This is a genomic window from Stenotrophomonas sp. TWI602 (assembly GCF_039674045.1).
Taxonomy (GTDB): Bacteria; Pseudomonadota; Gammaproteobacteria; order Xanthomonadales; family Xanthomonadaceae; genus Stenotrophomonas.
The window spans coordinates 19,911-39,318 of record NZ_JBDJMT010000012.1 but is presented as its reverse complement, the minus strand read 5'-3'; the positions used below and the strand labels follow the sequence as shown (position 1 = coordinate 39,318).

Here is a 19,408-nt window from a genome sequence, read left to right as displayed (position 1 = left end):
TCTATTTCGTTTCATATCAATGACTTACGTGATGACGGCTCAGGCGTACGCCGGCAGCCCGTAAACCACCGGCGCCGTGGCGGCAGGCGAGTCGTAGCTGACCCACTCCCACGCCGTGGCATCGGCCAGCAACGCGCGCACCAGCTTGTTGTTGAGCGCGTGGCCCGACTTGAAGCCTTCGTACGCGCCCAGCACCTGGCCGCCGGCCAGATACAGATCGCCGATCGCGTCGAGGATCTTGTGGCGCACGAACTCATCGGCGTAGCGCAGGCCGTCGTCGTTGAGCACGCGGAATTCGTCGAGCACGATGGCGTTGTCCATCGAACCGCCCAGACCCAGGTTGCGCTCGCGCATGTACTCCAGATCCCGCATGAAGCCGAAGGTCCGGGCGCGCGAGATTTCCTTGGTGTAGGCCAGGGTCGAGAAGTCGATTTCCGCCCGCGACTGCTTGGCCGGGATCATCGGGTGGTTGAACTGGATGGTGAAACCGAGCTTGTAGCCTTCGTACGGCTCGAAGCGGGCGACCTTGTCGCCCTCGGTGACTTCCACCGTCTTGAGAATGCGGATGAAGCGTTTCGGCGCGTCCTGCTCGGCGATGCCCGCCGACTGCAGCAGGAAGACGAACGGGCCGGAGGAACCGTCCATGATCGGCAGCTCGGCCGAGGACAGTTCCACGATGATGTTGTCCACACCCAGGCCGGCCAGGGCCGACATCAGGTGTTCGACGGTCTGGATCTTGGCCTCGTGATAGGTCAGGCCGGTGCACAGCGTGACTTCGGTGACCAGGTCCGCACGCGCGGGCACTTCCACCACCGGGTCCATATCGACGCGACGGAAGACGATGCCGTGGTTGACCGGGGCCGGGCGCAGGGTCATGTAGACCTTGTCACCACTGTGAAGGCCAACGCCGGTGGCGCGGATCGTGTTCTTGAGGGTGCGTTGCGGAATCATCGGGGGGCAGGACCAGAAAGCGCGCGGTCAGCGCGGCTGTGACAAACAAGAATAACACGCACTACCGCTGTCCCTTCCGTGAACCGTGGTGCGTCGACAGCACTGCCCGGACGTGCGCGATGCACGACGGCGGTCAGACTGCCGGGCCGATCCTGGCCCGGCAGCATGGGACATGGAGGTGCTTACCGGGGAGGACAAGGCCCCGGCACGCAGTACTCAGTCCGCCTGGCGGCGCAGGAACGCCGGGATGTCCAGGTAATCGTTCGGCAGTTCAGCAGCAGCCGGACCCGACGCGCTCGGGGCCGACGGGGCCACGGTGTCGGCGCTCGGACGACGCAGGCCCATGCCCATGCCCATTCCGCCCACGGCCTTGGAAACCGCATCGCCGCCGTTGTCGAACTCGCCGAACTCCGGCTGGCCGGTGGTGGCGTTGCGGACCAGCTTGATCGGTGCGCGCTCGCCCGGACGCTGGGTCTTGGCGGTGACGGCACGGTTCAGGCCGGTGGCGACCACGGTCACGCGGACTTCGTCCTGCATGTCCGGATCCAGCACCGTACCCACGACCACGGTGGCATCTTCGGAGGCGAAGCCATCGATGGTGCGGCCGATCTCGTCGAACTCGGCCATCGTGAAGTCGGCGCCGGCGGTGATGTTGACCAGGATGCCGTTGGCACCGGCCAGGTTCACATCGTCCAGCAGCGGGTTCTGGATGGCGGCTTCGGCAGCGGCCTGGGCGCGGTCATCGCCACGCGCGGTGCCGGTGCCCATCATCGCCAGGCCCATTTCGGACATGACGGTGCGCACGTCGGCGAAGTCGACGTTGATCAGGCCCGGACGCACGATCAGGTCGGCGATGCCCTGCACGGCGCCCTGGAGGACGTCGTTGGCGGCACGGAAGGCCTGGATCATGGTGGCGTTGCGGCCCAGCACGGTGATCAGCTTTTCGTTCGGGATGGTGATCAGCGAGTCGCAATGCTGGCTCAGTTCCTCGATGCCCTTCAGCGCGACCTGCATGCGGCGACGGCCTTCGAACGGGAACGGCTTGGTGACCACGGCGACGGTCAGGATGCCCATCTCCTTGGCCAGCTGGGCCACGACCGGGGCTGCACCGGTGCCGGTACCGCCGCCCATGCCGGCGGTGATGAACACCATGTCCGCACCCTGCAGCGCGTCCATGATGCGCTCGCGGTCTTCCAGCGCGGCCTGGCGGCCGACTTCCGGGTTCGCGCCTGCGCCCAGGCCCTTGGTGACGTTGGTACCCAGCTGCAGCTGCAGCTTGGCACCGCAGTTCTTGATCGCCTGCGAGTCGGTGTTGGCGGTGATGAATTCCACGCCGTCCACACTGGTGCTGACCATGTGCGCCACGGCATTACCGCCGCCGCCGCCCACGCCGATCACCTTGATCACCGCATTGGGTGCCATCTTTTCAATCAGTTCGAAATGCGCCATGTCCGTGTCCTCGTTGTATCCGCTTTCGGTGGCATGGGCGGTCAGGCCTCCTGCCTTTCGCGCGTCATGTTGCCGTTGCGGCTGTGTGGGTTGTGTGTTGCCGGTGCTGCGGTGTTGCGGTGGTGCGTTGCGTTGCGTTGCAGTGGTGCGTTGCGTTGCAGTGGTGCGGGGGGGCAGGTGATGCAGCCGACCAACGGTCGGCTCTACCGCGGGCCGCGTCAGAACTCGCCGCGGAACCAGGTTTTGAGTTTCTTGAACATGCTGCCGGCGCGGCCGGTGGGCAGCGACGGGCGACGCGGGTGTTCGATCTGGCTGCCCATCAGCAGCAGGCCCACGCCGGTGGCATGCACCGGGTTGCCCACCACTTCGCCCAGCCCGGTGACGTGCTGCGGAATGCCCACGCGCACCGGCATCTGCAGCATTTCCTCGGCCAGTTCGACCACGCCTTCCATCTTCGAGGCACCGCCGGTAAGCACCATGCCGGCGCGCACCAGCTCCTCGAAACCGGAGCGGCGCAGTTCGGCCTGCACCATCTCGAAGATCTCTTCGTAACGGCCCTGCACGGCCTGGGCGAGTGCGTGGCGTGGCATCCGGCGCGGCGGACGATCGCCGACGCTGGGTACCTGGATGCTTTCCTCGGCGGTGGCCAGCTGGGCCAGGGCGCAGGCATAGCGCACCTTGATCTGCTCGGCTTCCGGCGTCGGCGTGCGCAGCATGTGCGCGATGTCGTTGGTGACGTGGTCGCCAGCGATCGGCAGCGAGGCGGTGTGGCAGATCGCGCCCTGCACGAACACGGCCAGGTCGGTGGTGCCGGCACCCATGTCGACCAGCACCACGCCCAGCTCGCGCTCGTCGGCGGTCAGCACGGCCACGCTGGAGGCCAGCGAAGAGAGCACCAGGTCATCGACCTGCAGGCCGCAGCGCTGCACGCACTTGGAGATGTTGGCCGCCGCCGACTGTGCACACACCACCAGGTGCGCATGCACTTCCAGGCGCACGCCGGTCATGCCGACCGGGTTGCGGATGCCTTCCTGCGAATCGTCCAGCACGTACTCGCGCGGGATCGCATGCAGGATCTTCTGGTCGGCCGGGATCGCCACCGCCTTGGCCGCATCCAGCACGCGATCCAGGTCGCCCCAGGTCACTTCGCCGTCGCGGATCGGCACGATGCCGGGCGAGTTCTTGCACTGCACGTGGTTGCCGGAGATCGAGGCATACACCGAGCGGATTTCGCACCCGGCCATCAGCTCGGCCTCTTCGACCGCACGCTGGATGGACTGCACGGTCGATTCGATATCCACCACCACGCCGCGCTTGAGACCGCGCGATTCGTGCGAGCCGATGCCGATGACCTCGATCGGATTGCCCGGCGAATACTCGCCGACCAGCGCCACCACCTTGGAGGTGCCGATATCCAGACCAACGATCAGTGATTTGTCACCCTTGCGATTCATGTCCTGTCCTGCGTCCTGTGCGCCACAGTGGCCGGCGTGGCCGGTGCGGCCGGAGCCGGGGTACCCCAGCTCAGCGTGAAACCATTGGTGTATCGGAGGTCGGCGCGCTCGATCGGCGCCGCCTGGTTGGCCAGCTGTGGCAGTACGCGCACGAACCGCTGCAGGCGCGAGCGGGCATCGTCGCGGCCCACCACCACTTCGGTGCCATTGCTCAGCACCAGCGACCAGCTGCCGCGTGCGTCCATGGTGACCCGCTTGACGTCCACCCCGGCCGGCGCGAACAGCGCGCGCGCATCGTTGTAGAGCGCCACGACTTCTTCAGTCTGGCTGTCCGGCCCGTCCAGGTCGGGCAGCTCCAGGTCCTGCAGCTTCTTCGGCGTGGCGAACAGCTTGCCCTGCTCGGAAAGCAGGCGGTCGTGGCCCCAGCGCGCGAACGGCTTGTGCTCGACCAGGGTGATTTCCAGCACGTCCGGCCACTGCTTGCGGACCTGCGCGCTTTCCACCCACGGCAGCGTTTCGATCGCGTCCTGGGCATCCTGCAGCTTGACCGCGAAGAAGCCGGACTTCGCGTACGGCAACACGACCTGCTGCAGCTGTTCGGCCGGGACCCGCTTGAACTCACCGTGCACGCGCAGCTTGGCCAACGGCCACCGCTCGGCACCGACCCAGCCGTTGAGCACGGCCACTACGGGCAGTGCCACGACCGACAGGGCCAGCAACCAGACGAAGATGCGCAGCACCGCGTTCATGCGTGGCTGTGCTCCTGTGCTGCGTGACCCGGCAGGGTCTGTTCCAGCACGCGCCAGACCAGCTCTTCAAAGCCGATCCCGGCCTGGCTGGCCGATTTGGGCACCAGCGAATGGCTGGTCATGCCCGGCGCGGTGTTCACTTCCAACAGGTAGAAGCGGCCGCTGCTGCGGTCGCGCATCACGTCCACCCGGCCCCAGCCACGGCAACCGGCGGCGCGGAACGCGGCCAGTGCGAGGCGGCGGATCTCGATTTCATCCTCGCCCTCCAGGCCCGGGCACAGGTACTGGGTATCCTCGGCGATGTACTTGGCGTTGTAGTCGTACCACTGCCCCTTGGGCACGATGCGGATCGAGGGCAGCGCCTGGTCACCCAGGATCGCCACGGTCAACTCATCACCGACCACCATCTGCTCCATCAGCAGCTGGCCGTCATAGCGCACCGCCAGCGCGACCGCCTCATCCAGCCCGGCCGCTTCCACCACGCGGCTGATGCCGACGCTGGAGCCTTCGTTGGCCGGCTTGACCACCACCGGCAGGCCGAGCTCGGCCGCGGCGGCGTGGACATCGGAGGCCTGGTCCAGCGCGATGAAGCGCGGGGTCGGCAGGCCGTGCGACAGCCACACCTGCTTGGTGCGGATCTTGTCCATGCTCAACGCCGAGCCCAGCACGTCCGAGCCGGTGTAGGGCACGCCGAAGGCTTCCATCAGGCCCTGCACGATGCCGTCCTCGCCACCGCCGTTATGGCCGTGGAGGATGTTGAACACGCGGTCGAAGCGCTTCTCGACCAGCGCCAGCGCCAGGGCTGGGATGCCGTCGACCGCGATCGCATCGACGCCGCGCGCGCGCAGCGCTTCGATCACGTTGCGGCCGGAATCCAGCGAGACGTTGCGCTCGCTGGAGGTGCCACCCAGCAGCACGGCGACGCGGCCGAACATGGCCGGGTCGGTGAGGCGCAGCGGCGGGAAGGTCAGCGCGTTCATGCCGCCGGGCTCTCCTGGAAACCTTCGCCGGCGATCTGCTGGGCGATGTAGCCGATGTCGCCGGCCCCCATCATCAGCAGCAGGTCACCGTCCTGCAGCACGTCAGGCAGCACGTGCGCCAGTTCGGCGGCGTTGCCGACCACGACCGGCTCGCTGCGGCCGCGCGCACGGATGGCGCGGGCCAGCGAACGCGAATCGGCCCCCGGGATCGGCGCTTCGCCGGCCGGGTACACCTCGCTCAGCACCAGCGCATCCACTTCGGACAACACGGCGGCAAAGGCATCGAACTGATCGCGGGTACGGCTGTAACGGTGCGGCTGGAACGCCACGACCAGGCGCTGGCTCGGCCAGCCGCCGCGGGCAGCGGCGAACACGGCGGCCAGCTCACGCGGGTGGTGGCCGTAGTCGTCGATCACGCGGACCTTGGCGCCGGTGTGCGTGGTGACGATGCCCAGGTCATTGAAGCGGCGGCCGATGCCGGCAAAGCTCTCCAGCGCACGCGCGATCGCGTCCGGGGCCACGCCCAGCTGCCAGCCCACGGCGGCGGCGGCCAGCGCGTTGAGCACGTTGTGCGCGCCCGGCAGGGCCAGCGTCACCGGGTGGCTGCTGCCTTCCGGCAGGCGCAGGGTGAAATGCATGCGCGGGCCGTCCTGGACCACGTCCTCGGCGCGCACGTCGGCGTTGCTGCTCATGCCATAGCTCATGACATGGCGCGGCGTCTGCGCCGCCAATGCGGCCACTTCCGGATCGTCGATGCACAGCACCGCCAGCCCGTAGAACGGCAGGCGCTGCAGGAACTCAGCGAACGCGGCCTGGACGCGGGCGAAATCGTTGCCGTAGTTTTCCAGGTGGTCCGAATCGATGTTGGTGATCACCGAAACCAGCGGGTTCAGGCGCAGGAAGCTGCCATCGCTCTCGTCGGCTTCGGCCACCAGCCACTGGCCACCGCCGAGCTTGGCGTTGGCACCGGCGGCGAGCAGCTGGCCGCCGATCACGAAGGTCGGGTCCAGCCCGCCTTCGCTCAGCACTGCGGCGGTCAGGCTGGTGGTGGTGGTCTTGCCGTGCGTGCCGGCCACCGCGATGCCGCGGCGGAAGCGCATCAGTTCGGCCAGCATCGCCGCGCGCGGCATGATCGGAATGCGCTGGCTGCGTGCTTCCATCAGCTCCGGGTTGTCATCGCGGATCGCGCTGGAGACGACCACGCAGTCGGTACCGAGCACATTGGCGGCCGAGTGGCCGCGCATCACGCGCGCACCCAGGCCGGCCAGGCGGCGGGTCGCGGCGTTGTCGGCATTGTCCGAGCCGGACACTTCATAGCCCAGCGTCAGCATCACTTCGGCGATGCCGCTCATGCCGGTGCCACCGATGCCGACGAAGTGCACACGCGGGAACGCGCGTACCAGGTCGTTGGTGTCGTGGAGGCGGCGGATCATGCGCGGCCTCGCGCCAGGCTGGCGCGCGTAGCGGTGTTCATTTGGATTCCTCGAGAATGATGTCGGCGATGCGCTCAGCGGCATCGACCTTGGCCAGGGCACGCGCGGCATTGGCCATCTGCATGCGTCGGGCGGAATTTTCGGACAAATCGCGCAACACGCCTTCCAGCTGCGTCGCCAGCGTTTCATCCTGCTTCAGCAACACAGCGGCGCCGCGCTCGACCAGATACTCCGCATTGCGGGTCTGGTGATCGTCGACGGCCGCGGCAAACGGCACCAGCACGCTGCCCACGCCGACCGCGCACAGCTCGGCCAGGGTGGAGGCGCCGGAGCGGCACACCACCAGATCGGCCCAGGCGAACGCCTCGGCCATATCGGCAATGAAGGGTTCCACGCTTGCCTGCACGCTGGCATCGGCATACGCCTGCAGCGCCTCGGCATGCAGCTTCTCGCCGCTCTGGTGGCGCACCTGCACAGGCATGCCGGCGCCCAGCGCAGCCAGTGCCTTGGGCACCGCGTTGTTGAGCACGCGTGCCCCCTGGCTGCCACCGAGGACCAGCAGGCGCAGCGGGCCCTGACGGTTGGCCAGGCGCAGCTCGGGCGGCGTGATCGCGGCGATCTCGGCACGCACCGGGTTGCCGACCGCTTCCTCACGCTTGGCGAAGCTGCCCGGGAAACCGGCCAGCACGCGGCGCGCGAAGCGCGACAGCACGCGATTGGTCATGCCCGGTGCGCGGTTCTGTTCGTGCACCAGCAACGGCAGGCCATGCAGGCGCGCGGCGATACCGCCGGGGCCGGAGGCGAAGCCACCGAAGGCGATCACCGCCCGCGGCTGGCGATCGCGGATCAGGAAGCCGGCCGCGCGGATCGCGCGCAGCAGCCGCAGCGGTGCGCCGATCAGGGCCAGCTTGCCCTTGCCGCGCAGGCCACCGATGGCGAGCGTATCGATGTGGATATCGTGCTGCGGCACCAGGCGCGTTTCCATCGCGCCATCGGCACCGAGCCAGGTGACCGGCACGCCGCGTTCGCGCAGCACCTTGGCCACGGCCAGGCCGGGGAAGATGTGCCCACCGGTACCGCCGGCCATGATCATGACCGGGCGCTGGGACGGATCGAGGCGAGGCGTGCTCATCCCATCCTCCCCAGCGTCGGTTCGATGCGTTGCTGCATGCGGCTGGTGCCACGGGTGGCGCTGTCGCGCGGTGCGGCATCGCGGTTGCCGCTGTCCTGCATCGCCGCGGCGACCGCGCTGGCGCTGTCGGCCTTGGGCACGTCGCCCGGCAGCGGGCCTTCCTGGTCGGCGCCCATGCGCACGGCCTGGCGGCGCTCGGCGCGGTCCAGTTCATAGGAGACGCGCAGCAGCAGGCCCATCGCCACGCAGGTCATCAGCACACTCGAGCCGCCCGAGGAAATCAGCGGCAGGGTCAGGCCCTTGGTCGGCAGGATGCCGAGGTTGACCCCGATCGAGACGAAGCTCTGCATGCTGATCCACAGGCCGATGCCGAAGGCGATGTAGCCGGAGAAGTGGCGCTTCATTTCCACGCAGCGCATGCCCAGCCAGAAGGTGCGGCCGACCAGCAGCGCATACAGCGAAATGATCAGGCAGGTGCCAAGGAAGCCCAGCTCCTCGGCGGTGACCGAGAAGATGAAATCGGTATGCGCTTCGGGCAGGTAATAGAGCTTCTGCACCGAGTTGCCCAGGCCCACGCCGGTCCACTCGCCACGGCCCACGGCCATCAGCGCGTTGGACAGCTGGTAGCCATCGCCCTGCTGATCGGCCCACGGGTCCAGGAAGGAGGTGATGCGGCGCATGCGGTACGGTTCGATGATCGCCAGCGCGCTCATGCCGACCATGCCGATGATCACCGGCATGGACATGCGCGGCATGTTGACCCCGCCCAGCACCAGCATGCCGGCGGTGATCGCCAGCAGCAGCGTGGACGAGCCGAAGTCCGGCTGCAGCAGCAACAGCACCACCAGCGCGCCGGCCACGCCCAGCGGCTTGAGCATTGCCGGCCAGGTGGCGTTGACCTCATCGCGGAAGCGGACCAGGTAGCTGGACAGCCACACGATGTAGAGCACCTTCACCGCTTCGACGGTCTGGAACTTGGAAATACCCAGGTTGATCCAGCGGCGGGCACCGTTGACGCTGCTGCCCAGGCCCGGGATGAACACCACCACCAGCAGCGCGAAGCAGCCCAGCAGCAGGATCTGGTTGTACTGCTCGATGCTCTTGAGCTCGGTGCGCATGGCGATGATTGCCAGGCCGATACCCACCGCCAGGAAGATCAGGTGGCGGTTGAGGTAATAGAACGGGCTGCTCATCAGCGCGATCGAGCTCGACGCGACCATCACCACGCCCAGCCCAGTGAGCGCGATGATCGCGCCCAGCAGCCACTTGTCGAAGTGGCCTCCGATGGCTTCAAGGCGGGTTGCCTGGCGCGACAGGTCGTTCATCAGCGGACCTTCAACGTGGCCAGGCCGATCAGCACCAGCACGACCGAGATGATCCAGAAGCGCACGATCACGCGCGGCTCCGGCCAGCCCTTCAGTTCGAAGTGGTGGTGGATCGGTGCCATGCGGAATACGCGCTTGCCGGTCAGCTTGAACGAGGCGACCTGGATCATCACCGACAGCGTCTCGATCACGAACACGCCGCCCATCACCACCAGCACCAGCTCCTGGCGGGTGATCACCGCGATCGTGCCCAGCACCGCACCCAGCGCCAGCGCGCCGATGTCGCCCATGAAGACCATGGCCGGATAGGTGTTGAACCAGAGGAAGCCCAGGCCTGCGCCGGCGATCGCCGCGCAGATGATGACCAGCTCACCGGCGCCCGGGATCTGCGGGATCTGCAGGTAACTGGAGAACACCACGTTGCCCGAGGCATAGGCGAACACGCCCAGGGCGCAGGCGACCAGCACCGTCGGCATGATCGCCAACCCGTCCAGGCCGTCGGTCAGGTTGACCGCGTTGGAGAAGCCGACGATCCAGAAATACGCGATGGCCACGAAGCTGATGCCGGCCAGCGGCAGCGCGATCGATTTGAACATCGGGATGTAGAACGTCATCGCCGCCGGCACATCGGCGGTGTAGAACAGGAACAGACCGGCCGCCAGACCGAAGATCGACTGCAGCAGGTATTTCCAGCGCGACTTCAGGCCGTTCGGGTCGCGGCGGACGATCTTGATCCAGTCGTCGTACCAGCCGATCGCGCCAAAGCACAGCATCACCGCCAGCACCAGCCAGACGTAACGGTTGCGCAGGTCGGCCCACAGCAGCACCGACAGCGTGATCGTCAGCAGGATCAGCGAGCCGCCCATGGTCGGCGTGCCGGCCTTGGCGAAATGGGTCTGCGGACCATCCGTACGGATCGGCTGGCCGCCCTTGAACTGGGCCAGCTTGCGGATCATCGCCGGGCCGAGCCACAGCGACAGGAACAGGGCGGTCAGCGCCGCGAGGATGCCGCGCAGGGTCAGGTAGCCGAACAGCCCGAACAGGCTCTCCAACTGCTGCAGCCATCGGGCCAGTTCAAGCAACATTGGGGCTTTCCTCTCCTTGCGCGAGCAGCGCTTTGACGATCGTGTCCATGGCGCTGCCACGCGAGCCCTTGACCAGGCAGCGCACGCCGGCATGCAGTTCGGTGGCGAGCGCGGCGGCCAGGGCCTGGTGACTCTGGAACTGTTGGCCGCCTTCACCGAAGGCGGTCGAGGCGGCGGCACTCAGCGGGCCGAGCGTGTACAGCCGCTTCAGGCCGGCATCGCGGGCGCGGCGGCCAGCCTGGGCATGCAGCGCCTCGCCGTCCGGGCCGAGTTCGCGCATGTCGCCCAGTACCAGCCAGCCCTCGTCCTTCGAGGCAGCCAGGGCATCGATGGCGGCGGCCAGCGAACCCGGGTTGGCGTTGTAACTGTCATCGATCAGCACCGCGCCGCTGGGCAGCTGGTGCGCGATCTGGCGGCCCGGCACCGGCTCGGCGCGGGCCAGGCCGGCAGCGATCTGCGCCACCGCAATGCCCGCGGCCAGCGCCAGCGAGGCGGCGGCCAGCGCATTGCTGATGTTGTGCCGGCCCGGCAGGCCCAGCGTGATCTCGGCATCGCCCGCGGGCGTGGACAGCACGAACTGGCTGCCCTGCGCGGCCGGGCGGATCGCACGCGCGGTGACATCGGCGGTGTGCTCCAGGCCGTAGCGCAGCACGCGGCAACGCGGCGGCTGGCCGACGATGTGCTGTTCGAACCAGATCCCGAAGGCGTCATCGGCATTGATCACGGCCACCCCATCGGACAGCAGCGCCGCGTAGATCGCGCCCTTGGTGGTCGCCACGCCCTGCAGGCTGCCCATGCGTTCCAGATGCGCCGGGGCGATGTTGTTCACCAGCGCGTAGTGCGGGCGCACGATCTCGGTGAGGTAGGCGATGTCGCCCGGCTTGCCGGCGCCCATCTCGTAGACGGCGTAGTCGGCATCTTCCGGCGCATCGAGCACTGCCAGCGGCAGGCCGATCTCGTTGTTGCGGTTGCCGGGGTTGGCGTAGACCACCTTGCGGTCGTCACGTGCCACCTGTTCCAGGATCGCCAGCAGCAGGCTCTTGACGCTGGTCTTGCCGTTGCTGCCGGTGATGGCGAAGACCGCGGTGTCGCGGTCACGCTGCATGCCAGCGGCGATGCGGCCCAGGGCGTGTTCGCTGTCGGCGACCACGATCTGCGGCAGGGCGACATCAAGCAGGCGTTCGACCAGCATCGCCGAGGCACCGCGTGCCAGCGCGTCGGCCGCGAAGTCATGGCCATCGAAACGCTCGCCCCGCAGCGCCACATACAGGCTGCCGGGCGCGAGCGTACGGGTGTCATTGCTGATGGCATCGATGGCGGTGTCTTCGCCATGGATCTCGCCACCGGCCCAGTGGGCGATCAGCGACAGCGGGGTGCGCTTCATGTAGTCACCCCCGCGCGCGCGGCCAGCACACGGCCGGCCACCTCGGTGTCATCGAAGGCGTGCTGGATCCCGTGGATCTCCTGATAGGGCTCGTGGCCCTTGCCGGCGATCAGCACGATATCGCCCGCGCCGGCCTGGCCGATCGCGGTGGCGATCGCGGCGGCGCGGTCGCGCTGCACAGTGACGGCAGCGGGTGCGTCAAATCCCTTGAGGATGTCGGCCACGATCACGTCGCCGTCTTCGCCGCGTGGATTGTCGTCGGTGACGATCACCACGTCGGCATGTTGCTCCGCGATGGCGGCCATCTGCGGGCGCTTGCCGGTATCGCGCTCGCCGCCGCAGCCGAACACGCAGATCAGGCGCCCGGCCAGATGGCCCTGCACGCTGGTGAGTGCCTGTTCCAGCGCATCCGGGGTGTGCGCGTAATCGACCACGACGGTGGGCAGGCCACCCTCGCCGCCCAGGCGGTTCATGCGCCCGGCGATCGGCTGCAGCTGCGAGAGCAGCGCGGCGATCGCGGCCGGGGCGTGATCCAGCGCATGCAGCGCACCGGCCACGGCCAGCAGGTTGTCCACGTTGAAGCGGCCGAGCAGCGGCGACTGCACCGGATGGCGCTGACCGTCCACGACCAGATCGAAGGCGATGCCGCGACCGTCCAGGGTGAGCGAATCAGCGCGTACGGTGGCCTGCGCGGCACCGCGCGAGCTCACGCCGATCGGGCGGACGCTCTCACCGACAGTGCGCAGCAGTTCGCTGCCGAAGCTGTCATCGAGGTTGACCACGGCGGCCTTGAGCCCGTCGCGGTGGAACAGCCTGGCCTTGGCCGCGCCGTACTGCGCCATGTCGCCGTGATAGTCGAGATGGTCGCGGGTGAGATTGGTGAACACCGCCACGTCGTAATGCACGGCATCCACGCGGCCCTGATCAAGCGCGTGCGAGCTGACTTCCATCGCCACGGCCTGGGCACCCCCGTCGCGCAGCTGCGCCAGCACTTCATGCATCTGCAGCACCAGCGGCGTGGTGAAGCCGGTCGGCACCACGTCGCCATACAGTCCGACGCCCAACGTGCCGATACTGCCGCTGCGGGTGCCGAGCAGGTGCCAGGCCTGGGCCAGCAACTGCACGGTGGACGTTTTACCGTTGGTGCCGGTCACGCCGACCATCGTCATCGCGCGCGAGGGGTGGCCGTGGAACTGATCGGCCATCGCGCCCATGCGGTGGCGCAGGCCCGGCACGGCAATCGCATCGGCCGGGGCCGGCAGCTCGGCCGGGGCCGGCGGGTCGAACAGGATCGCCCCGGCGCCATTGGCGCGGGCCTGATCGACAAAGCCCAGCCCGTGCGCGCCGAAGCCGGCGATCGCCACGAAGGCATTGCCCGGGCGCACCGCGCGGCTGTCCAGCACCAGGCCGGTGATGGTCGGGTCGTGGCTCAGCACCACATCGGGAAGCAACTGCGACAGCAACATCATCTGGCTCATTGCGTGCCTCCCTGCGCGGGCGGCACTGTGGCGTGCGCGCTGGGCAGCGCGGCATCGAATTCTGCGGCGGCATCGGGCGCGATCACCGTTTCCGGCGGCGGCATCGGCAGCACCGAGGCCGAGTGGCCCATCTTTCCGGACTGCTGGGCGGCCAGCCACGACTCGATGTCATCCGGCGGCACGTCCATCAGGCGCAGCGCGCCTTCCATGACGTTGTGGAACACCGGTGCGGAGACCAGACCGCCGTAATACTTGCCGCCCTGCGGGTCGTTGATGACGATCACCGTGGCGAAGCGCGGGTTGGTGGCGGGCACCACGCCGGCGAACAGCGCGTTGTAATGGCCACGCTCGTAACCGCCGGGGCCGGCCTTGCGGGCGGTGCCGGTCTTGCCGGCCACGTGGTAACCCAGCACCGCCGCCTGCTTGGCGCCGCCCTGGGTGACCACGGTTTCCATCATCGCCACGACTTCCTTGGCGATCTTCTCGTCGATGATCTGCTTGCCTTCGTTGCGCTGGCCCTTGACGAAGGTCGGCGCGATCAGCTTGCCGCCGTTGCCCAGCGCCGAGTAGGCGGTCGCGATCTGCAGCGGGCTGACATTCAGGCCGTAGCCATAGGACATGGTGGTCTTGGACGGACCACTCCAGCGCGCCGGGCGCGGCAGCACGCCGGCCGATTCGCCCGGGAAGCCGCTGTGCGGGGCGACGCCATAACCGAAGCTGTGAATGTGGTCGTAGAAGACCTGGTCCGGCATCTTGGCGGCGATCTTGGCCGCGCCGATGTTCGAGCTGCGGGTGATCACGCCGGTGACGTTGAGCACGCCATTGTTCCGCGGCACGTCCTTGATCGTGTAGCGGCCCAGCGCCATGTAGCCCGGGTTGGTGTCCACCGTGGTGTCTTTGGTGACCACGCCGGACTGCAGCGCCGAGGCGATGGTCAGCGGCTTCATGGTCGAACCCGGCTCGACCAGATCGGTCACCGCGCGGTTGCGGCGGGTGTCCGGCGCAGCGCCACCCACGGCATTGGGGTTGTAGGTCGGCAGGTTGACCATGGCCAGGATCTCGCCGGTGGCCACATCCATGATCACCATCGAGCCGCCCGCGGCCTTGTTTTCGATCAGCGCGTTGCGCAGCTCCTTGAAGGCCAGGAACTGGATGCGGCGGTCGATGCTGAGAGTGAGGTCCTTGCCCGGCTCGGCGGCACGCAGCAGATCGCTCTCCACCGTGTCGCCCTTGCGGTTGCGGATCACACGCTTGGCGCCGGCCTTGCCGCGCAGCCATTCGTCGAAGGCCAGCTCCAGCCCTTCCTGGCCGCGGTCGTCGATGTTGGTGAAGCCGAGCACGTGCGCCATCGCCTCACCCTGCGGGTAGAAGCGGCGGAACTCGCGCTGCGAGGCCACGCCCGGGATCTTCATCGCGACCACTTTTTCCGCGTCGTCCGGATTTATCCGGCGACGCAGATACATGAATTCTTTATCGGCCTTCTGCGAGAGCTTGGAGGTCAGCTCATCCAGCGGCATGCCCAGCGCGGTCGCCAGCTCGGGGATACGGTCGGGCGAGCGCAGCAGTTCCTGCGGGTTGACCCAGATCGAGGCGACCGGGGTGGACACCGCGACCGGCTCGCCATTGCGGTCGGTGATCATGCCGCGCGAGGTGTTGATCGGCAGTTCGCGCAGGTAACGGGCTTCGCCCTGGCGCTGGTAGAACTCGCTGTTGATGATCTGCACGTAGGCGGCGCGGCCGACCAGCGAGACCGAGCACAGGCCGAGCGCCAGCCCCACCCACTTCAGGCGCTGGCGGAGGTTGAAGCTGTTGCGCGCACGGTTGCGGCCGGACTTGTTCATGGCCGGATCACCACGACGTCGGCCGCTTCGGGGAACTTCATGCCCAGGCGCTCGCGGGCGACGCGGTCGACCCGGGTCGCCTCGGCCAGGGTGGCCTGCTCAAGCTGCAGGCGACCGAACTCGATGTTGATCTCATCGCGCGCACGCTCGACCCGGGACAGCTCCACGAAGGTCTGGCGGTGGCGATGGCGCATGAACACCACACCGATCGCCGAGGCGACGGTGCAGGCCAGCAGCACGATCAACAGCAGGCGGCTCATCCAGCCACCTCACGCTTTTCGGCGACGCGCAGCACGGCACTGCGCGAGCGCGGATTGACCGCCAGCTCGTCGTCTTCGGCCTTGATGGCGCCACCGTGCAGGTCCAGCGTCGGCACGAAGGCAGCCAGCTCGGGCAACCGGCGGTTGCTCGGCGGTGCCTTGGCGTAGCGGTTCATGAACTGTTTGACGATGCGGTCTTCCAGCGAATGGAAGCTGATCACCGCCAGCCGGCCACCGGGCTTGAGCCGCGCCATCGCCGCGTCCAGGCCCGCCTCGAGGTCGGCCAGTTCGCGGTTGATATGGATGCGGATCGCCTGGAAGCTGCGCGTGGCCGGGTGGATCTTGTCCTTGCCACGCGGCATCACCGAGGCGATCACCTCCGCCAGCTCGGCGGTGCGGGTGAAGGGTTGCTTGTCGCGGCGGGCGACGATGGCCTTGGCGATGCGGCGGCCCTGGCGTTCTTCGCCGTAGGTCCACAGCACGTCCATCAACTCGCGCTCTTCAACGCGGTTGAGCCACTGCGCCGCACTTTCACCGCTATCCGGGTCCATGCGCATGTCCAGCGGGCCGTCCTTGCCGAAGCTGAAACCGCGCTCGGCGACATCCAGCTGGGGCGAGGACACGCCCAGGTCGAACAGCACGCCATCCAGGCCCTGCGCGGTGGCATCCCAGTGCAGCAGATCAGCAAAGCTGCCACGGAAGATCGAGACGCGCGGGTCCGGCGCGAAATCACGCTCGGCTACCGCAATCGCCTCCGGATCCTTGTCCATGATCAGCAGTCGGCCTCCCGGACCGAGTTGCTCGAGCACGCCCCTGGCGTGACCGCCACGACCGAACGTGCCATCGAGATACACGCCGTTTTCGATCACCTTCAGGCCATCCAGGACCTGCGTGTACAGGACCGGCAGGTGGCCTGCCGGCGACTGCGACACCGGAAGGTGACCGGCCTGCGCTGCTCCGCGCATCCGGGCACCCCGGCTCACAACTTCAGGTCGAGCAACCCATCGCCGAGATCCTCGTCAGACAACGTCTGCTGGATCAACGCGCGATGAGCCTGCTCGCTCCACAATTCGAATTTGTCGCCCATACCGAGCAGCACCGCCTTCTTTTCAATGCCAACGGCACCACGGTGGCTGGCGGGAATACTGATGCGGCCGTTGCCGTCCAGCTCCAGATGCGCGGCCGAACCGACCAGCTTCTGTTGCAGGAGGCGCACGACGCGCTGTGTGTTGGGCTTGGACATGACGTCATCACGGACGCGTTCCCATTCCTGTTCGGCGTACAGCCACAGACAGCCGGACTCGAACGGGTTGTAGGTCAGGACCAGACGGTTGTTGCTCACACGCGCGACAAGGTCGCGATGCGCGGTCGGAACCGCCATGCGCCCTTTGTCGTCAACAGTGATGGCCGTCTCGCCTTGAAACACGACGTTTTCACCTTTCCTTCGCCTGGTGAAACATTGAACCACGAAAAACCACAAAAAACCCGGTTTCCCCTCTGATGCCCACCTTAGCAGTGCCGATTGGGTTGTCAACAACTTTGCGAAGGGGAAATCACTTTGAACATCAAGGGCTTGCAGCGATCTTTAGAGACTTGTTCAAGGCTTATCCACAAGTTGCTGTTTCGTCTCATTTTTTGAGATTTCGCCGAAGTTCAGGCCTGTGGAGGCCGCGTGAAACATCGCCCCGTATTCAGTCCTGACCCGGCCTCCATCGCCTCCGCCCTGCGCAGAACCGGCACAATGTGAGGCATGTGTCTGCTCGCCCTTGCCTGGAAAACCCACCCCCGCTGGCAGTTGGTGATGGTCGGTAACCGCGATGAGTTCCACGCGCGGCCGACCGCCGCCCTGGCCCGGTGGCCCCCTCCGGATGACCGGGTGGCCGCAGGCCGCGACCTGCGCTCGGGCGGGGCCTGGGCCGGGATCGGTGCGGACGGACGAATGGCGGTGGTGACCAACGTGCGCGACCCGCTGGCCCGGCAGACCGGCCCCTCACGCGGGGTCCTGGTAGCCGACTACCTGCGTGACACCGCCCCGGCCGCCCGCTTCGCCGATGGGCTGACCGCCCGCGCCGCCGACTTCGCCCCGTTCAACCTGCTGCTGGCCGATCGCGACAGCTGCCAGTTCCTGGGCAACCACCCGGCGGGTCGGCAGGCGTTGGCGCCCGGCGTACATGGCATGTCCAACGGGCCGCTGGATGCCCCGTGGCCCAAGACGGAGCGCTTGAACGCCGTCCTGCAGGGCTGGATCACCAGCGGCAGCGACGACCTGGGCCCGCTGTGGGCGGCGCTGGCCGATGAAACCCGGGCCGACGACAGCGCCCTGCCCGACACCGGCATCGGCCTGGAACGCGAGCGCTGGCTGAGCGCAGCGTTCATCCGCAGCCCGCAGTACGGCACCCGCGCCAGCACGCTGATCGCGCTGGATGCCGACGGCCAGGGCTTCATCCACGAGCGCCGGTTCGGGCCGGACGGCAGCTGCATCGGCGAGACGCGGTTGGCGGTTACGGCGCCGGCTGCGGGGATATGACGCGACGAGCCCGTTTTCGCCGGTGTGCGACGGGGCACTTCAGCCGCGATTGAAGGTGTTCACCGAAGTTTAACGCGTTGCGCCGCAACGGATTTCAGGCCATGACGCCGGGCTGGACCCGGGCGGGCGCCGGCCACGGCCGGCGCCGGCATCGGCCGTGGCTTGACCCCGGACACCCCGCGACGAGGATGAGGCGGACGGCACCTTCGCCGCACCCTCTTCGGACCCGAGACCTGCATGCGACGCATCCTCTTTCTATTGGCCAGCCATCTGCTGGTCCTTGGCGTGGGCTTCGGCCTGGGCGTGTACTTCCTGCCGATCCTGACCGCCCCCGACGATCCGCCGGTGCAACAGGTACAGGACGCGATGGGACAGGCCCGCTACCACGCCACCTTCCACCGCGACCAGAAAGGCAGCGACGCGCTGCACTGGGCCGACGGCGCACTGAGCGTGAGCGCCACCCAGGTCGCGTTCACCGGCAAGATCGCCCCGGGGCCCGACTACAAGGTGTATCTGACCCGCGAGTTCGTCGATACCAAGGCCTGCTTTGAACGGATCAAGACCGATGCCGTGCGGATCGGCGAGGTGAAGACCTTCAACCGATTCCTGGTCGATGTGCCACCGGGCGTGGATGTCGAGGAATTCACCACCGTGGTGGTGTGGTGCGAACGCTTCGCGCAGTTCATCTCGGCCGGGCAGTATCGAACACCGGGGTGATCGCCCGCCCTCCGCATGCCGGGATGTGGGACAATGCGCGCGGCGGAGTCGGCCAGACAGTCGCGTCATCCCTTGCGGATGCCGAGGAAAGTCCGGGCTCCATAGGGCAAGGTGCCAGGTAACGCCTGGGCGGCGCAAGCCGACGGAAAGTGCAACAGAAAGATACCGCCTACGTTTCCTTCGGGAAGCCGGTAAGGGTGAAATGGTGCGGTAAGAGCGCACCGCGAGTCTGGCAACAGACCGGCACGGCAAACCCCACCTGGAGCAAGACCAAATAGGGACCTAATGGCGTGGCCCGCGTCGGGTCCGGGTAGGTTGCTTGAGCGCTGCGGTGACGTAGCGCCTAGAGGAATGACTGTCCACGACAAAACCCGGCTTATCGGCCGGCTCCGCCGCTTTTTTCGTCATGACGAAAAAAGCCCCAATGTTTGCAGCGCAAACCTTGGCCCCCGGGCCACCAGCGCCCAATTCCCCGCGGCTGTCGCCGCGCCCCCTTTACTAAAGGGGGCTGTGCCTCCAGACGGTTGGCGTGGGGCGGCATTCAATCTGCACGCGCGGTAGAGCCACCCCATGGGTGGCTGCCTCACGTTCTGGCACCGCGTGCAGCCACCCGTGGGGTGGCTCTACCTTCTCTGGCACCGCG

Annotated in this window: 17 protein-coding genes and 1 other RNA gene; 3 read left to right on the top strand and 15 right to left on the bottom strand. The window is 67.5% G+C overall.

Features of this window, described 5'->3' with window-relative positions:
* Nucleotides 1–39: 39 nt before the first annotated feature.
* From lpxC to mraZ, 15 genes are all read right to left on the bottom strand, one after another.
* Nucleotides 40–951: a UDP-3-O-acyl-N-acetylglucosamine deacetylase gene (lpxC, locus tag ABE483_RS12425; RefSeq protein WP_313210219.1), complete on the bottom strand. Its 912-nt coding sequence runs from the start codon at nt 949–951 to the stop codon at nt 40–42.
* Nucleotides 952–1,167: 216 nt separating this feature from the next.
* Nucleotides 1,168–2,400 (bottom strand): cell division protein FtsZ, encoded by a 1,233-nt coding sequence (gene ftsZ / locus ABE483_RS12420; RefSeq protein ID WP_019182482.1) that lies wholly within the window; start codon nt 2,398–2,400, stop codon nt 1,168–1,170.
* 218 nt (nt 2,401–2,618) lie between these two features.
* Nucleotides 2,619–3,854: a cell division protein FtsA gene (ftsA, locus tag ABE483_RS12415; RefSeq protein ID WP_017355446.1), complete on the bottom strand. Its 1,236-nt coding sequence runs from the start codon at nt 3,852–3,854 to the stop codon at nt 2,619–2,621.
* Nucleotides 3,851–4,603 carry a cell division protein FtsQ/DivIB gene (locus ABE483_RS12410; protein ID WP_313210222.1) on the bottom strand — a complete coding sequence of 251 codons (753 nt, stop codon included), beginning with the start codon at nt 4,601–4,603 and terminating at the stop codon, nt 3,851–3,853. Before ABE483_RS12410 ends, ftsA begins: the two co-directional genes overlap by 4 nt.
* A complete protein-coding gene (locus ABE483_RS12405; protein WP_313210224.1) occupies nt 4,600–5,583 on the bottom strand; it encodes a D-alanine--D-alanine ligase in 984 nt (327 codons plus the stop codon). The genes ABE483_RS12410 and ABE483_RS12405 overlap by 4 nt, the downstream gene beginning before the upstream one ends.
* Complete coding sequence (murC, locus tag ABE483_RS12400) at nt 5,580–7,016, bottom strand: UDP-N-acetylmuramate--L-alanine ligase (RefSeq protein WP_346466264.1); 1,437 nt, start codon at nt 7,014–7,016, stop codon at nt 5,580–5,582. The genes ABE483_RS12405 and murC overlap by 4 nt, the downstream gene beginning before the upstream one ends.
* Before the next feature lie 37 nt (nt 7,017–7,053).
* Nucleotides 7,054–8,148, bottom strand: a complete 1,095-nt coding sequence (gene murG, locus ABE483_RS12395; protein ID WP_313210228.1) for an undecaprenyldiphospho-muramoylpentapeptide beta-N-acetylglucosaminyltransferase — start codon at nt 8,146–8,148, stop codon at nt 7,054–7,056.
* Nucleotides 8,145–9,473, bottom strand: coding sequence for a putative lipid II flippase FtsW (ftsW, locus tag ABE483_RS12390; protein WP_070471723.1), 1,329 nt, complete (start codon nt 9,471–9,473; stop codon nt 8,145–8,147). Before ftsW ends, murG begins: the two co-directional genes overlap by 4 nt.
* Nucleotides 9,473–10,558, bottom strand: a complete 1,086-nt coding sequence (gene mraY / locus ABE483_RS12385) for a phospho-N-acetylmuramoyl-pentapeptide-transferase (protein ID WP_088433957.1) — start codon at nt 10,556–10,558, stop codon at nt 9,473–9,475. The genes ftsW and mraY overlap by 1 nt, the downstream gene beginning before the upstream one ends.
* Entirely contained in the window at nt 10,548–11,942 is a 1,395-nt protein-coding gene (gene murF, locus ABE483_RS12380; RefSeq protein ID WP_346481789.1) for a UDP-N-acetylmuramoyl-tripeptide--D-alanyl-D-alanine ligase, read from the bottom strand. Before murF ends, mraY begins: the two co-directional genes overlap by 11 nt.
* The gene (locus ABE483_RS12375) at nt 11,939–13,420 is read right to left on the bottom strand and encodes a UDP-N-acetylmuramoyl-L-alanyl-D-glutamate--2,6-diaminopimelate ligase (RefSeq protein ID WP_346481788.1); all 1,482 of its coding nucleotides are present in this window, start codon (nt 13,418–13,420) and stop codon (nt 11,939–11,941) included. Before ABE483_RS12375 ends, murF begins: the two co-directional genes overlap by 4 nt.
* A complete protein-coding gene (locus tag ABE483_RS12370) occupies nt 13,417–15,261 on the bottom strand; it encodes a penicillin-binding transpeptidase domain-containing protein (RefSeq protein ID WP_121042695.1) in 1,845 nt (614 codons plus the stop codon). The genes ABE483_RS12375 and ABE483_RS12370 overlap by 4 nt, the downstream gene beginning before the upstream one ends.
* The gene (gene ftsL / locus ABE483_RS12365) at nt 15,258–15,521 is read right to left on the bottom strand and encodes a cell division protein FtsL (protein WP_019182492.1); all 264 of its coding nucleotides are present in this window, start codon (nt 15,519–15,521) and stop codon (nt 15,258–15,260) included. Before ftsL ends, ABE483_RS12370 begins: the two co-directional genes overlap by 4 nt.
* Entirely contained in the window at nt 15,518–16,486 is a 969-nt protein-coding gene (gene rsmH / locus ABE483_RS12360; protein ID WP_346481787.1) for a 16S rRNA (cytosine(1402)-N(4))-methyltransferase RsmH, read from the bottom strand. The genes ftsL and rsmH overlap by 4 nt, the downstream gene beginning before the upstream one ends.
* A gap of 14 nt (nt 16,487–16,500) precedes the next feature.
* Nucleotides 16,501–16,947: a division/cell wall cluster transcriptional repressor MraZ gene (gene mraZ, locus ABE483_RS12355; RefSeq protein WP_019182494.1), complete on the bottom strand. Its 447-nt coding sequence runs from the start codon at nt 16,945–16,947 to the stop codon at nt 16,501–16,503.
* Nucleotides 16,948–17,271: 324 nt separating this feature from the next.
* Here mraZ and ABE483_RS12350 point away from each other — a divergent pair, with 324 nt between their 5' ends.
* The 3 genes from ABE483_RS12350 (at nt 17,272) to rnpB (ending at nt 19,160) form a co-directional block, all read left to right on the top strand.
* Entirely contained in the window at nt 17,272–18,048 is a 777-nt protein-coding gene (locus ABE483_RS12350) for an NRDE family protein (protein ID WP_346481786.1), read from the top strand.
* A 237-nt stretch (nt 18,049–18,285) separates the two neighbouring features.
* Entirely contained in the window at nt 18,286–18,765 is a 480-nt protein-coding gene (locus ABE483_RS12345) for a DM13 domain-containing protein (RefSeq protein ID WP_346481785.1), read from the top strand.
* Between the two features lie 44 nt (nt 18,766–18,809).
* Nucleotides 18,810–19,160, top strand: an RNA gene (gene rnpB / locus ABE483_RS12340) — RNase P RNA component class A.
* Nucleotides 19,161–19,408: the final 248 nt, after the last annotated feature.